At 68.8% G+C, this 15,252-nt stretch carries 11 protein-coding genes; 5 read left to right on the forward strand and 6 right to left on the reverse strand.

Features of this window, described 5'->3' with window-relative positions; genetic code table 11:
* Positions 1-7 precede the first annotated feature (7 nt).
* The 6 genes from ACZ4WS_RS19065 to ACZ4WS_RS19090 form a co-directional block, all read right to left on the reverse strand.
* Positions 8-1,348, reverse strand: a complete 1,341-nt coding sequence (locus ACZ4WS_RS19065; RefSeq protein ID WP_467981805.1) for an ABC transporter substrate-binding protein — start codon at positions 1,346-1,348, stop codon at positions 8-10.
* Between the two features lie 381 nt (positions 1,349-1,729).
* Positions 1,730-2,818, reverse strand: coding sequence for a LacI family DNA-binding transcriptional regulator (locus ACZ4WS_RS19070; protein WP_467981807.1), 1,089 nt, complete (start codon positions 2,816-2,818; stop codon positions 1,730-1,732).
* Between the two features lie 174 nt (positions 2,819-2,992).
* Positions 2,993-4,006 (reverse strand): hydroxyacid dehydrogenase, encoded by a 1,014-nt coding sequence (locus tag ACZ4WS_RS19075; RefSeq protein ID WP_467981809.1) that lies wholly within the window; start codon positions 4,004-4,006, stop codon positions 2,993-2,995.
* 371 nt (positions 4,007-4,377) lie between these two features.
* Positions 4,378-5,310: a glycosyl hydrolase gene (locus ACZ4WS_RS19080; RefSeq protein WP_467982238.1), complete on the reverse strand. Its 933-nt coding sequence runs from the start codon at positions 5,308-5,310 to the stop codon at positions 4,378-4,380.
* Between the two features lie 40 nt (positions 5,311-5,350).
* Positions 5,351-5,665 (reverse strand): SDR family NAD(P)-dependent oxidoreductase, encoded by a 315-nt coding sequence (locus ACZ4WS_RS19085; RefSeq protein WP_467981810.1) that lies wholly within the window; start codon positions 5,663-5,665, stop codon positions 5,351-5,353.
* On the reverse strand, positions 5,662-6,879 hold the full coding sequence (locus ACZ4WS_RS19090) for an ROK family transcriptional regulator (RefSeq protein ID WP_467981812.1): 1,218 nt from the start codon (positions 6,877-6,879) through the stop codon (positions 5,662-5,664). Before ACZ4WS_RS19090 ends, ACZ4WS_RS19085 begins: the two co-directional genes overlap by 4 nt.
* Positions 6,880-7,069: 190 nt before the next feature.
* Between ACZ4WS_RS19090 and ACZ4WS_RS19095 the strand changes: the two genes are divergently transcribed.
* From ACZ4WS_RS19095 to ACZ4WS_RS19115, 5 genes are read left to right on the forward strand one after another with little or no spacing between them, the layout of a single operon-like run.
* The gene (locus ACZ4WS_RS19095) at positions 7,070-8,419 is read left to right on the forward strand and encodes an extracellular solute-binding protein (protein ID WP_467981814.1); all 1,350 of its coding nucleotides are present in this window, start codon (positions 7,070-7,072) and stop codon (positions 8,417-8,419) included.
* Positions 8,416-9,417, forward strand: a complete 1,002-nt coding sequence (locus tag ACZ4WS_RS19100; RefSeq protein ID WP_467981816.1) for a carbohydrate ABC transporter permease — start codon at positions 8,416-8,418, stop codon at positions 9,415-9,417. The genes ACZ4WS_RS19095 and ACZ4WS_RS19100 overlap by 4 nt, the downstream gene beginning before the upstream one ends.
* The gene (locus ACZ4WS_RS19105) at positions 9,414-10,313 is read left to right on the forward strand and encodes a carbohydrate ABC transporter permease (protein WP_467981818.1); all 900 of its coding nucleotides are present in this window, start codon (positions 9,414-9,416) and stop codon (positions 10,311-10,313) included. The genes ACZ4WS_RS19100 and ACZ4WS_RS19105 overlap by 4 nt, the downstream gene beginning before the upstream one ends.
* Before the next feature lie 40 nt (positions 10,314-10,353).
* On the forward strand, positions 10,354-11,883 hold the full coding sequence (locus ACZ4WS_RS19110; protein WP_467981820.1) for a glycosyl hydrolase family 28 protein: 1,530 nt from the start codon (positions 10,354-10,356) through the stop codon (positions 11,881-11,883).
* The gene (locus tag ACZ4WS_RS19115; protein ID WP_467981821.1) at positions 11,880-15,233 is read left to right on the forward strand and encodes an alginate lyase family protein; all 3,354 of its coding nucleotides are present in this window, start codon (positions 11,880-11,882) and stop codon (positions 15,231-15,233) included. Before ACZ4WS_RS19110 ends, ACZ4WS_RS19115 begins: the two co-directional genes overlap by 4 nt.
* The last annotated feature ends 19 nt before the right edge of the window (positions 15,234-15,252 follow it).

A 15,252-nucleotide genomic window follows, 5' to 3' on the forward strand; every position in this document is an offset into this window, starting at 1 on the left:
GAGTGCCTCAGCTCTTGACGCTGATGCCGCGGGACTTCAGGTCCTTGACCGTCCACTCCTGCATGTGGGCCAGCAGGTCGGTGACCTTCTCGTCCTTGTTCATGACCTTGGCCCAGCCGGTCTGCAGCTCCGTGAACATCGCCGTCCAGTCGGGGCCGAAGGTCCAGTCGGTGGTGACCGTGCCCAGGCTGTCCGTCACGACCTTTTTGGCCGGCTCGTAGTTGTCCCCGAGCAGCTTGTCGGAGATCGCCTCGCCGACGTACGAGTCGCTGTCGGCCAGCGCGGGCATGACGCCGTTGCCGGTCGTCGGGCTGGCCATGGTCTTGACCGCGCCGGTGTTGGTGGACATCCACAGCGCGGCCTCGGCTGCCTGCTGCTGGCTCTTGCATTGCTTGGTCACCAGGGTCACGCCACCGCTCTGGTTGGTGCCGGCCGGGGTCTTGGCCGCCTCACCGCCGAACGTCGGCCACGGTGACAGCGCCCACTTCCCGTTGGACTTGGTGAAGTTCTGCACCATGCCCGCCATCTGCCAGGTGGAGATCTGCCGGGTCGCCGTACCGCCGTTGTCGTAATTGCGCTGTACGGCCGCGTAGTCGGCGAAGGAGAGCTTGGAGTTCAGGTCGTTGTCGATGATCTCCTGGATCACCTTCGCCGCCTTGAGGGTGCCGGCGTCCTGGAAGTTCACCTTCCACGCGTTGCCGTCGATGGAGTACCAGTGCGCCCCGGCCTGCATCGAGAGCACCTCCAGGGTGCTCGGGTCCTCGCCCGCGTAGTTGGTGACCTTGATGCCGTGCTTCTTCAGCACCTTGCCGGCGGCTATGAAGTCGTCCCAGGTCGCGGGTGCCTTCAAGCCGTACTTCTTGAAGAGGTCGGTGCGGTAGATGGTGAAGGCGGGCGCGGAGCTGGTGGGAACGCCGTAGATCTTGCCCTGCACCTGGGCGCCGGCCCAGGAACCGGTGTTGAACTTGTCCTTGCTGGACTCGACGTACTTGGTGATGTCGGCGAGCGCGCCCTGCGAGACCCACGTCGTCACGTACTCGGCGGTGTTCTGCACCAGACAGGGCGCGTTGCCGGCCTTGACCGCGTTGGTCAGCTGCTTCTGCATGGTCAGCTGGTCGGTGATCTTCGTGTACTTGAGCTTGATGTCCTTGTGGCTGGCGTTGAACGCCTTGACGACGTCCGACTGGCCGTTTGCCCAGCCCCAGAAGGGGAGGGTGACCGGGCCGGAGGCTCCCGAGGACGAGTCGTCCCCGGAGCCGGATCCGCCGCACGCGGAGAGCAGACCTGTCAGCGCGAGGCCCACGACAGCGGCGCGGACGACTCTGCTGCGGGGGCTGGTGGAGTTCATCTGACCGTGATCCTTCTGATGTAGGCGTTCTCAGAACGAGAGGACGGCGGCTCGGTGTTGGCCAGAAACGGCGGCCGGTAAACCGTCGGCTCGCGGTTGCGGGGGCTCGGCCAAGCAGAAGTTGTAGAAACCGGTTGCCGTGGACGGTAGGCCCATCGGTCGTCCCCCATCAAGAGGCCGGATGAAAATTGTTACGCCGGGTTGTCTGCCAGGTTATGTCCGGACACCTTCACCTGCTGTCGCTCGCGAGGCTGTCAGCGCAGGTCAGCAACCCTTATTAGGGTGTCCGGACCGGACCTCGGGAGCGTTGCGCGCGTGCTCGAAGAGGTCTGGATACAGTGTGAAAACGTTTACGTAACCACGCTTGTGGTGCGCGCGACGTCAAGAGCGCCGAGCAGGCGGCCGGACGGACTGCCGTACGACGACATGCGTGCCCAGCACCAGATGGTCGCCGTCGCTGCCCTTGCGGCGGCCGGCGCCGCTCTCGCGCCGGTCGGCCACCGCGCGCAGCGCGACGCGGCCCATCTCCTCGTACGGGACGTGCACGGTCGTCAGTTGCGGAGTGAGCTGGGAGGCCAGCGGGATGTCGTCGTAGCCGACGATCGACACGTCCTCGGGCACCCTGAGGCCGGCCGCGCGTAGGGCCTGCATGGCACCGGCGGCGACCACGTCGGTGCCCGCGAGCACCGCCGTGAAGTCCGGGGTGTGGTGCAGGGCCTGCTCGACCGCGTCGTACCCGTGCTCGTAGTCGTAGGTGCCGTGCAGTACCAGGCCCGGATCGAACGGCACGCCGTACGCCTCGTAGGCGCGCTGAGCACCCGTCAAACGGCCCTGGGCGGTGGTGAGTTCGGCATGGCCCGGCAGTACCAGGATCCGGCGGTGACCGGCGGACAAGAGGTGGCTGGCCATGGCGTAGGCGCCGCCCTCGTTGTCGTAGTCGACCGTCGTCGCCGGTACGTCGCCTTCCAGTGGAGGCCTGCCCACCAGCACGAGATGCGAGCCGGCCGCATCCAGGGAACGGGCGAACCGGGCCATTCTCAGCTGGTACTCGTCGAGTCCGTACGCGCCGCCGAGCAGGATCACCGCGGCGACACCCTGCTGGCGCATGAGGTTGACCAGGGTGAGTTCCCGTTCCGGATCGTCTCCGGTCGTGCCGACCAGCGAGAGCCAGCCGCGCAACGAGGCGGCTCCCTCGACTCCCTTGGCCACGTGCGCGAAGGCGGCGCCGGTGATGTTGTTGATGAGGATGGCCACCGTCGGCGTACCGCCGCCGGCGAGGGAGCGGGCGTGGGCGTTGGTGACGTAGTCCAGGTCCCGGACCACCTTCATCACCCGGCGGCGCAGCGTCTCCGAGACCGGATAGTTGCCGGACAGGACGCGCGACACGCTGGCGACCGAGACGCCCGCCTGCTGCGCCACGTCCCGGATGGTGGCCCGTCCGGTGTCACCCGACGCCTTGCGCTGACTCACCGTAGCGGCTCCTTCACCGTAGTGACTCCAGAGCCTGTTCCTGATCCCCGACCGCGGATCGGCCACAGGCGCTCGCCGGACGGGGCGGGGTCCCGCCCGCCACCGGTGCTGGAACCGTATCCCATTGTTTCTTCGAGTGTTTCTCCGAGGCGGGTACGGGTCGTCGGGGCGGGATCAGGCGACATGGGTCAGGTCCGCATGGCGTACTTCGTGGGCCGGTGGCAGGCCCGCGACCAGACGTTCCAGCTCGTCGGCCACGATCCGGCCGAGGCGTTCCAGCTCGTTGCCGAGGGAGCCCGCGATGTGTGGCGTGAGGAAGGCGTTGGGCAGGGCGTACAGCGGGGATCCGGCGGGCAGTGGCTCGGGTTCCGTGACGTCCAGTACCGCACTCAGGCGGCCGGAGACCAACTCGTCGGTGAGCGCGACGGGGTCGACCAGGGCTCCGCGGGAGGTGTTGATCAGAACGCCGCCGTCCCTGATGAGGGCGAGCTTGTCGCGGTCGAGCATGCGGTAGGTCTCGGGGATGTCGGGGGCGTGCAGGCTGACGATGTCGCTACCGCGCAACAGATCCTCCAGCGGCAGCAGTTCGGTACCCAGCGCGGCGGCTTCGGCGGTGTCCACGTAGGGGTCGCACAGCGAGACGGTGAGGTCGAACGGGCGCAGCAGCTCCAGCAGCCGACGGCCCACGCGCGAAGCACCGATGATCCCCACCCGGCGGCCGAGATTGCCCGTGTCCGAGGTCTCGGCGGAGCTCGGGTAGGCGTGGGTGCCCCGGAAGCGCTCGCGGTGGGCGAAGGCGTCCTTTCCGGCGAGCAGGATCATGGCGAGCGTGTACTCCGCGACCGGCAGCGCGTTGCCGGCCACCGCGCTGGAGACGGTGACTCCGCGATCCCAGAGGGCCTCGCCCACCAGCGAGCGGACGGAGCCCGCGGCGTGCAGGACGGTGCGCAGCCGGGGCGTCGCGGCCAGGACGTCCGCGTCGAGGTGGGGGCAGCCCCAGCCGGTGATCAGCATCTCGGCCCCGGCCAGCGCGTTTGCCGCCGCCGGATCGGCGAAGTCCTGCACGACGAGCGCGGGGTCGATCTCGGCCGCCTGCTGGAGCCGTGCCATGAGCGGCGACGGAAAGAGCAGCGGGAGGTGCACCGGATCCATGGCGAACACGGCCTTCGGTGACTGAGGGCTGGGCATGACTCTCCTGAAGTACGAAGCACTGGGGGACTGCTGCGGAAACATTTTCAGAAAGCGTCTTCTACCGTAGATCTGGCGTGAAGACCGGGTCAATCGGCATGACAAGGTGACGGGTTCGGGGATTCCCGATCTCGTTACCGAAATCGGTTACCCGACGCTCCCGAGGGACCGCACCTCGGGCGGCTCGGGGTGCGGGAGCTCGGCTGTCACACGTTCTGCGCGCAGGCGGCGGCGACGGCCGTGCAGATGCTGTCCCAGGCCGTGCGGGCGCTCGCCGTCGAATGCCTCGAAGTGCTGCTCAAGGCGTCGGGGCGGGTGGGGGCGTGTGGGGGCGCGGAGTTCGAGGCCTCCGGAGTGGGTGACGAAGGCGGTCAGGCCGGGGGTTTCCGCTGGGCGCCGAGGGCCTGGGAGTTGAGGAGGCCACCGCGCAGGGCGGGGGCGAGACCGGCGGACAGTGCCGCGACCGGGGCTTTTGGATCACAGGTCAGGCGGTCGCCGCGGACTTCCAGGTGGGCCGTGCGCACGGCTGAGCGGCGGCCCGTCGGGTCGTCCTCGACATGGGTGAAGTAGCAGAGTAGGGCCGTGGATTCGCCCTGTTCGACGGCCATGGCGTGGTGGCCGTACGGGGCGAGGAGCTGGTACGGCTCGCGGGTCCAGGAGGTGAGGTCGGCGGAGCGGTAGACGGACAGGCCCGACCAGTTGTCGGTCACCATCCAGTAGGTGCCCGCGAGGCGGAAGACCGTCGGCCCCTCCTGAGGCTGGTCGGTGACGGCCGGGCCGCTCCGTTTCCAGGCGTACAGGTCGGGCGAGTCGGCCGCGTGGATGCGCGAGCCGTCGCGCTCGTCCTTGAACCACATGCGCCAGCCGGTGCCGCCGGGCAGGGGATGCACCGCAGCGTCGATCACCCGGTCGCTGCTCAGGTCGAGTACGGAACGGAACTCCCAGCGGATCAGGTCGGCGGACGTGTAGTGGAGAAGGTGCGCGTCGCCGACCCAGTCCGCGGGGACGCCGGGGAGGTAGGAGACGTACATGTGGTACGTGTCGTCGTGCTGGATTACCTCGGGGGCCCAGTAGGTGTTGCGGCCGGGCTCGTAGTCCAGGCCTTCGGCGATGCCCCGGTGGATCCACGTGCGGCCGCCGTCCGCGCTCGCGGCGATGCCGATGTCGGTGCCGTGGACCCATTCGACGCCCTCGCAGTCCGCTCCCGGGCGACGCTGGGTGTAGAACATCCACCAGTCGCCGCTCGCGTGGTCGCGGACGAGGGTGGGGTCGGTGGCCCCGTCGTGGACGGGGTCGCGATACACGAGGTTCAACTCGGTCTCCATAAAGGTCGGTTGACGCGGTTCACCATTCGGCGAAGGACCCGTCCTGATGGCGCCGGATCTCGTTGCGCCAGCGATGGCCCTCGGACGCCGCCCGGCGCACGGCCTCCTCGTCGATCTCGATGCCGAGACCGGGCCCCGTGGGCCGCTCCACATGGCCTTCGGCGACCCGCTCGCCGGCCTTGCCGTCGATGTCCGCGACGACCACGGCGGCGCCCTCGCCCGCCAGCCGCCGGGCACAGGCCTCGCCGATACCGCTGCCGCCGCCGGTGATGACGGCGACCTTGCCGTCGAAGCGCCCCGTATCGGCTGTCGTACGGGTTGTACGGGTCGTCATGCGGTGATCCCCTTCACGGTCATCCGGTTGAGCGCGGCCGCCAGGTCGGGTGTCTCGCTGAGGACCAGGGCGGCCCCGCCCAGGGCGCCGACCCGTGCGCCGAGCCCCAACTCGGCGGGCACGAGGTCCACTTCACGGACGAGGGGCAGCGCGTGGCGGCGGATCGCATCGCGCATCGGGCCGAGCAACGCCTCGTCGGCCCGGGACAACTCGCCGCCTACGACGATGCGTTCGGGGTTGAGCAGATTGCAGAGATTGGCGAGGGCCTGGCCGACCACGGTGCCCACGCCGGTGAACACCTTCTCGCCCGCGGGGTGTCCGGCCGCGGTGCGGGCCAGCATCTTCTCCAGGCCCACCTCCTCGCCGAACGCCGACCGCAGCGCCGCGAGTACGGCCGGGAGGCCCGCGTGCAGCACCAGGCAGCCCCGGTTGCCGCACGGGCAGGGCGGTCCGTCGACGCTCACCGACACATGGCCCAGCTCGCCGGCGGCGCCGACCGCTCCGCGATACAGCCGCCCGTCGAGGACCAGCGCCGAGCCGATGCCGCTGGACAGGCCGAAGTAGAGCAGGTTCGCCACGCCGAGGCCCGCGCCCCAGCGGGCCTCGGCCACGCCCTCCAGGCGGGTGTTGTTCTCCACGGTGACCGGCAGTCCGAGCGCCCGCTCGAACTCCTCGGCGGCGTGTACGTGCGACCAGGGCTGGCCCGGCAGTGACACGCCCACGACTCCGGTCTCGCGGTGGATCGGGCCCGGCACACCGACGCCGACGCCGATGACCTGCGACTTGTCCAACTCCGCTGCGTCCAGGAGGCGTTGGAGAACCGAAGCACCGGCCGCGATCCGCTCGGCCGCCGGCGTGTCGGGGTCCAGCTCCTCGCCGGAGCTCGCGATCTGACCCGCGGCCAGGTCGCTGAGGTGCACCCAGATGCCGTCGAACGTGTGGTTCATGCCGGCGACCACGGCCGCCCGTGGGTTGACCAGCAACCGGTTTCCCGCCCGGCCGTCAAGATCGCTGTCCGGCTCTTCGTCGGCCGCGATGATCAGGCCACGCCTCATCAGCTCGCTGACGATCGTTGAAACGGTGGTTCGGGAAACCCCCGCTTGACGTGCCAACTCGGCCCTGTGCAGGGGACCTTGAGCCAAGAGAAGGGCGATGAGCTGCTCCTGGTTCGACCGCCGCAGGTTCCGCAGCGACCCTCCGGCGTTGTGCTTCATGTCCTCGAGGTTACCCAGACTTTTCGAAAGTTCGTCAAGACTCTTGACGCAGTTTCCGGACAGGAAGAAGCTCTGCCCCAATGCACGACAACCGGTTGTCGAGACTGGTCGATCGCGGTCGGTAACTCGATCTACGTTCGGTATTTCGTGCAGGTGGGTCGTTCAACTCGAAGCAGGAGGTGGTGCGTTCATGCACACCCATGCCGGTGCTCCACTGAGCCGCCGCCGATTTCTCGCCCTGTCGGCGGGTGGTGCCGCGGCCGGCGCGGCCGCGCTCAGCGGCTGCGCCCTGCAAGTGGCCGGTGCCGCGACCGGCGGCGGTGAGAGCGTCACGGTGATGGCCAAACTCGACGACATCCCCACTGCGCTGATCCAGCAGGCGCAGAAGGAGCTCGGCATCAAGATCACCGTGGTGCAGGACGACATCACCCGGCTGATCGCGATGCTCACCAACGGCAATCCGCCGGACCTGGTGCGCGGCATCGGCGCCCTGGACACGCCGTACTTCGTCGCCAGGGGCGTGGCCGAGAACCTGGACCCGTACTTCGCCAAGTCCACCGTCCTCAGGACCGACGACCTGGACCCGGCCAACGACCTGTGGCGATACGACGGCAAGACCCAGGGCAAGGGCCCCCGCTACGGCATGGCGAAGGACTTCTCCCAGGACGCGATGTTCTGGTACAACACCTCGAACTTCGACAAGGCAGGCGTCGACTACCCCTCCGACACCGAGCCGATCACGTACGAGGAGTGGCTGGACAAGGCCAAGCGCCTGGTCCAGCACAAGAACGGCCAGACCACCGTCTACGGCGGCAGCTACAACGGCCTGGGCCTCGGCATCCTCTTCACCAACCTGACGGCCGCCGCCGGAGGCAGCCTCTTCTCGGCGGACTTCAGCCGCGTCGACTTCACCACCCCCGAGGCCCGCAAGGCTCTGACCTGGTACGTGGACTACGCCAAGACCAAGGTCGGACCGAGCCTCATCCAGCCCAACCCAGACACCTGGGACGGGCCCACCTACGTCGCGAACCGGATGGCCATGTCCGGCAGCGGCTACTGGCTCGGCGGCATGATCAACACAGTGCCGAAGGTGGCGGAGGTCTCCCGCCTCGCCCCCGCCCCCGTCTTCGAGGGCGGCCCGCGGCTCAGCTCCTGCCAGGCCGGCACGGGCATGTGGATGCCGAAGAAGGCGGGGAACAAGGACGCCGCCTGGCGGGTCTTCGAGTGGTTCTTCGGTGAGGGGCCGGCCAAGGCGCGTGCGGCGGGCGGCTGGGGGATACCGACACTGAAGTCGCTCCAACCGCTGATGCCACGCAAGGAGGACTACCAAAAGCGTGTCCTCGAGGTGCAGGAGGCCGAGCTGAAGCACTTCTCGGTGACCCCCTTCACCCCCTACGCCAAGTGGGACGCGCTCGAAGCCCTCATCAACCAGGTCATTCCGGCCGCCATGAACGGTCAGATATCCATCGACACCCTCGCGGGGCGCCTCAACTCGGTCCTCAACGAACAGCTGAAGCGCGGTAAGGAGCAGGTGGGATGACAGTCGGCCAGATCCCCTCCGTCGCGGAGCGACCCCGGCCCGCCACGCGCACCGGCGGCGGCGCGCACTCCGCCGGCCGGCCCCGGACCTCCATCACCGCACGCCGGCACCGGGCGTTCTACCTGTTCACCTCTCCCTGGATCATTGGGTTCCTGCTGCTGACCGTCGGCCCCATGGCGTACGCGCTGTGGCTGAGCTTCACCACCTTCGACGGCATCTCCCCGCACTGGCGCTACGTCGGGTTCGGCAACTACCGTGAGCTGCTGTCCGACTCGGTGACGTGGGACTCACTGAGCCGCACGGGCGTGTTCGCCATCACCTCGGTCCCGCTGTCGATCATCGCGGGGCTCGGGCTCGCGGTCCTGGTCAACCGCCCGCTCAAGGCGCGCGGCCTGTGGCGCACCCTGCTCTATCTGCCGGCCGTGGTACCGCCGGTGGGCGCGGGGCTCATCTTCAAGCAGCTCTTCAACAGGGACTCGGGTGCCACCAACGGCTTCCTGCACCTCTTCGGCATCGACGCCGTCGCCTGGCTGGATGACCCGTACGCCCGCTACGTGATCCTGATGGCGGTGCTGTGGGGCGCCGGAAACGTCATGATCATCTCGCTGGCCGGACTCCAGGACGTGCCCCGCGAGCTCCACGAGGCGGCCCGCATCGACGGCGCGAGCGCCTGGCGGACCTTCCGCAGCATCACCGTGCCGCTGCTGTCGCCGGTGCTGCTCTTCCAGACCGTGACCGGGATGATCGCCTCGGTCCAGACGATCATGCCGATGCTGCTCGCCGCGGACGCCAGCCCCAAGGGCGTCCCCGCGATCCCGCAGTCCAACTACATGTACATGATGCACGTGTTCGCGCAGTACTTCGCGCTCGGCCGCTACGGCTACGCCTCCGCGCTCCTGTGGGTGCTCTTCGTCCTGATCCTCATCGCGACCGGCCTGATCTTCAAGGCCACGTCCGGCGTGGTGTTCTACAACGTCGACCCGGAGGCGAAGAAATGACCGCCACCAGCGTGACCCCCAAGACCTCCCAGGCCTCCGAGACTCCCAAGACCGCCAAGTCCGCTGCCCGTGTGCGGGTGCGCGCGTCCCGCCTGGTCCTCTACACGGTCCTCGTGGTGATCACCGGCCTGATGCTCGGACCCTTCGGCTGGCTGATCATCACCGGTCTGAAGACCACGCCCGAACTGGCAGCCTCCCCGGTGCACTGGCTGCCCGACAAGATCCAGTGGCACAACTTCGCCGACGCCTTCACCAATATCGACTTCCTCGGCTACGCCCGCAACTCCCTCATCATCGCGCTGATCTACGCCACCCTGGTCACCCTGAGCTCCGCCTGGGTCGGCTTCGGATTCGCCCGCCTGAACGCTCCCGGTAAGAAGACCCTGTTCCGTGTGCTGCTCGGCTCGATGATGCTGCCGCAGATGATCACGCTCTTCCCGACGTACCTCATCTTCGCGAAGCTCGGCATGGTCAACACCTATTGGCCATGGGTGCTGTGGGGGTTGGCGGCCGCTCCGTATCTGGTCTTCCTGTTCCGGCAGTTCTTCGCCGGGATGCCGAGGGAGCTGGAGGAGGCCGCGATCGTCGACGGCTGCGGCTACGCGGGGATCTTCTGGAGGATCTTCCTGCCGCAGTCCTGGCCGGTCCTGGCCGCGAGCTTCGTGATCGCCTTCACCTGGACCTGGGGCGACTTCATCGCCCCCATGCTGCTCCTGTCCAGCGACCGCACCACGCTCTCCGTCGCGATCATGACCTCGTACGTCACGACGGGCGGGATGCCCGTGAACAATCTCCTGGCCGCCGGCTCCGTGATGTACGTCGTCCCCATCCTCCTGATCTTCCTCGTCGCCCAGCGCGGCTTCGTCGCCGGGATGTCCACCACCGGCCTCAAGTGACCTTCCCCACCGCACTGTTCACCCTTGCTAGGAGTCATGCATGAACACGCCTCTGTCACGCCGTACCGCCCTCCAGGCGGCGGGCGCCACCGTGCTCGCCGCCGGCCTGTCCGGCCTGACGGCCACGGCGGCCCGGGCAGACGACGACAACTCCGCGCCGAAGCTGGTCACTTACCCGCGCCCGTCCACCATGCCGACCAACACCAGCTTCAAGGTGCGGGTCCGCACCGCCCCCGACGGCGACTGGCAGACCCTCGACGTCTACCGGCCGCGGCTGGAGGAGATCAACCCCACCACGGGGTCGGGCAAGGTCTGGGACACGTCGATGGTGTACTTCGACTTCCAGGGCTCCGTCGAGATCGAGGTCACCTATCTCAAGGGCGGCACCACCAAGGCCCGGGTGAGACCGGACGCGCTGGGCATCAAGCCCGAACTGCTCGGTGACACCCTCCGCTTCACCCTCGACGGGCCGCGTGACGTCGTCGTCCAGATCAACGACGAGATATTCGACGCTCTGCACCTGTTCACCAACCACATCGACCCCAACCCGCCGGCCGCCGACGACCCGGACGTCATCTACTTCGGCCCCGGCGTGCACACCGTCACCGGCAACGTCCTCACCGTCCCCAGCGGCAAGACCGTCTACCTGGCCGGCGGCGCCGTCCTGGTCGGCCAGGTCTTCTTCAAGGACGTGGAGAAGGCCTCCCTCACCGGACACGGCATGGTCTACGGCGGCACGGCGAACGGTGTCCTCTGCGAGGGCAGCAAGAACATCCGGATCGAGGACGTCATCATCATGAACCCGGGCGGCGGCTACATAGCCACCCTCGGCGAGAGCGAGAACGTCCACATCAAGAAGGTGCGCGGGTTCAGCTCGCGGGGCAACGGCGACGGCATCGACATCTTCTCCAGCAGCAGCGTCGTCATCGACGGCTGCTTCCTGCGCAACTCCGACGACTGCATCGCCATCTACGCCCACCGCTGGGACTACTACGGCGACACCCGCAACATCACCGTCCAGAACTGCACCCTGTGGGCCGACGTCGCCCACCCGATCAACGTCGGCACGCACGGCAACACCGACGCCCCCGAGGTGCTGGAGAACCTGGTCTTCAAGAACCTGGACATCCTCGACCACCGTGAGCCGCAGATGGGCTACCAGGGCTGCATCGCCCTCAACCCCGGCGACTCCAACCTCATCAAGAACGTGCTCATCGAGGACGTCCGCATCGAGGACTTCCGCTGGGGCCAGGTGATCCACATGCGGGTCATGTACAACACGAAGTACAACACCTCGGTCGGCCGCGGCATCGAGGACGTCTACGTCAAGAACCTCACCTACACGGGCACGCACGCCAACCCGTCGCTCTTCCTCGGCTACGACGCCGACCACGGCATCAAGAACGTCACCTTCGAGAACCTGGTGATCAACGGCACGGTCGTCGCCGACTCGATGAAGAAGCCCAAGTGGTACCTGACCACCGACGCGGTGCAGTGGTACTACAACGAGCACGTCACGAACCTCACGTTCCTCACCACCGCCGAGGCCGAGGCGGCCGCCGCGTCATGACGATCCACGCCACGAGCCGCCGGGGCTTCCTCGGCGGCGCCGCGGCCCTGCTGCTGGTGTCGGGCGCGAGCGGACTGCTCGTGCCCGGCACGGCACGGGCCGACGACGACAGCACCGAACTCAGAGCCTTCACCCACCCCGGGCTGCTGCACGGCGCCGGCGACCTCGTCCGGATGAAGGCCGCGGTCGCCGCCAAGGAATCGCCGGTCTACGACGGCTACCTGGCCCTCGCGGCCCACGCCCGCTCCTCGGCGACGTACACCGTGCAGAACACGGGCCAGATCACCTCCTGGGGCCGCGGCCCCGCCAACTACCAGAGCCAGGCCGTCGCCGACTCGGCCGCCGCCTACCAGAACGCCCTCATCTGGTCCGTCACCGGCGAGCGCGCGCACGCCGACAAGGCCCGCGACATCCTCAACGCCTGGTCGGCGTCGCTGACCGCGATCACGGGGGCCGACGGGCCACTCGGCGCCGGGCTCCAGGCCTTCAAGTTCGTCAACGCGGCCGAGCTGCTGCGGCACAGCGACTATGACAACTGGGCGGACGCGGACATCGCGCGCTGTGAGGAGTCCTTCCTGCGCGTCTGGTATCCGGCGATCTCCGGCTACATGCTCTATGCCAACGGCAACTGGGACCTGACGTCCCTTCAGTCCATCCTGGCCATCGGCGTGTTCTGCGAGCAGAGTTCGCTCGTCGAGGACGCGCTGCGGTTCGCCGCGGCCGGCGCGGGCAACGGCAGCGTCCTGCACCGCATCGTCACCGACGCGGGCCAGGGCCAGGAGAGCGGCCGCGACCAGGGCCATGAACAGCTCGCCGTCGGCCTGCTCGCCGACGCCGCCCAGGTCGCCTGGAACCAGGGCGTCGACCTTTACGGACACCTGGACAACAGAATCCTCGCGAACGTCGAGTACGCCGCCCGCTACAACCTCGGTGGTGACGTCCCCTTCACCCCGGACCTCGACCGCACCGGCAAGTACATCAAGAAGGCCGTGTCCGCCACGGGACGCGGCACCCTGCCGCCGATCTACGAGATGGCGTACGCGCACTACGCCGGCGTACGCGGCCTCGACACCCCGTACACGAAGGCCGCCGTCTTCCGCGGCACCGGTGGCGCCCGCGTCGTCGAGGGCAGCAACGACGACCTGCCGAGCTGGGGCACCTTCGCCTACGCCGGCGCGACAGCCCCTTCGGCCACCACGCCCATGCCTCCGGCGGGCGTCACCGCGGTGGGGGAGGACGACTCGATCACCGTCTCCTGGCTGCCGTCCGTGTGGGCGAGCGGCTACACCGTCCGGCGGGCCACGAGCCCCGGGGGAGAGTACGAGCGGGTCGCCACCGGGGTGGACAAGCCCACGTACACCGACAGCGACGTACACCCGGGCCGGACGTACTACTACACGGTCACCGCGACCAACTCGTTCGGAACAAGCGGTAGTTCGGCCCGGACGGCGGCGACCGTCGGTCTCCCCGAGCCCTGGTCCACCCAGGACGTCGGTGACGTGAAGATCCCCGGCTCCGCCGTCTTCGACGGTGAGCGCTTCGTGCTGGAGGCGGGCGGCACCGCCGACACGTACCGCCTCGTGCATCTCCCGCTGCGCGGCGACGGCACCGTCACCGCACGGGTCGTTTGGCCGCTGAGCTCGCAGTACTCCAAAATCGGCGTCACCGTCCGCGACTCCCTGGATGCGGACGCCGCGCACGCCTCGATGCTGATCCAGGGGCTGCCGCTGCACACCTGGAGCGGCGTGTGGACCGTACGCCCACAGGCCGGAGCGGACGTCTCCGCCACCGGCAGCACACCCGTGCCGCCGTCGCAGCAGCAGACGATCACCACCGCCGCGTCGTTCCCGATCTCCGACCTGGGCGCTCTGCCCGAGTCGGCGACACCCCTGGAGGCGCCGTACGTCGAGGGCGCGGGCGACGGCTACCGGCTGCGGATGCCGTACTGGGTGCGCGTGACCCGGAAGGGCAGCAGCTGCACCGGAGCCATCTCTCCGGACGGTATCCGCTGGACCGAAGTCGGGTCCACGAAGGTCGAGTTGGGGCGCACCGTGTACGCGGGACTCGCCCTCACCTCCTGCCTCGGCGTCGATGCGGACTACGCCGAGACCGGCACCGGCGCCTTCGACAACGTCAGCGTGGTCGCGTCCACCGGTGCGGACTGGTGCACGCCGCGGCCCACCCGCACCGCCGCCGGCCTGCGGGCCTCCACTGGCGCCGACGCCGTCGAGCTGGCCTGGACCGACCCGGACCTCTCGGCCCGGTACAAGGTGCTGCGGGCCACCGACGCCGACGGCCCGTACGAGACGATCGCGACCGGCGTCGGCCCGGTCGGGTTCGGCACCCGCATCCGGTACGCGGACGCGACCGGAGTCCCCGGAACGACATGCCACTACGCCGTCGCGAGGTCCAACTGCGGTGGGCGCGGACCGCTCTCGGAACCGGCCGCCGCGCAGATGCCACAGCCCTCGGTGCCGGAACTCACCTCCGCCACCACCGCGTTCGCGAGTCAGGGCGTCGCGTTCCGTCACCATCTCCGCGCCTCGCACGAGCCCATACGGTTCACCGCGGACGGCCTGCCCGACGGCCTGCGCGTCGACAAGCGCACCGGAGTCATCTCCGGAACGTCCACCAAGACCGGCGAGTTCACCGTGACCACCACCGCGGGCAACGCGGCCGGTGACGCGGCGGGCACCCTCACGCTCACGGTCGGCACGCCCCCGCCCGACCCCTGGGCGTACGGCGACCTCGGCGACGTGGTCCTGGACGACCGGGCGTTCGGCACCTTCGGCGTGGCGGCCATCCGCACCCCCGGCATCACCGCGTACCAGGACGGGACCTTCGTCGTGCGGGGTGCCGGGACCGACCTGAACGTCAACGGACAAGGAATGACAGGGCAGTGCGTACGTCGTCCGGTGAGCGGCGACTGCGAGGTCACCGCCCGGCTCGTGTCCCGTGAGGGCGCGGTGAAGGCCGACCGGGTGGGGCTCCTCATGGCCAAGTCCCTGTCACCGTTCGACCAGGCGGCCGGGGCGATCGTGACCAGCGCGGGGACGGGTGCGGCCGGGACGCCGCAGCTCATGCTCCGCAAGACGGTCGCGGGCGCCTCCGCCTTCACCGGGACCGCCGGAGTCACCGGCCTGCCCTGCCTGCTGCGGCTGAAGCGCACTGGGAGCGCCTTTGCCGCGGCCGTGTCCACCGATGACGGCGCCACCTGGACCTCCATCGCCACGGGCGAGATCCCCGGCTTCGGTGACGCCCCCTATTACGTGGGCCTCGTGGTCTGCTCACGCGACCCCCTGGCCCGCTGCACCACGCACTTCGAAGAGGTGAGCATCACCCCCACCTGAATCCTCCAGAGGATTGGAG

It is taken from the genome of Streptomyces sp. NPDC029292 (assembly GCF_055569295.1).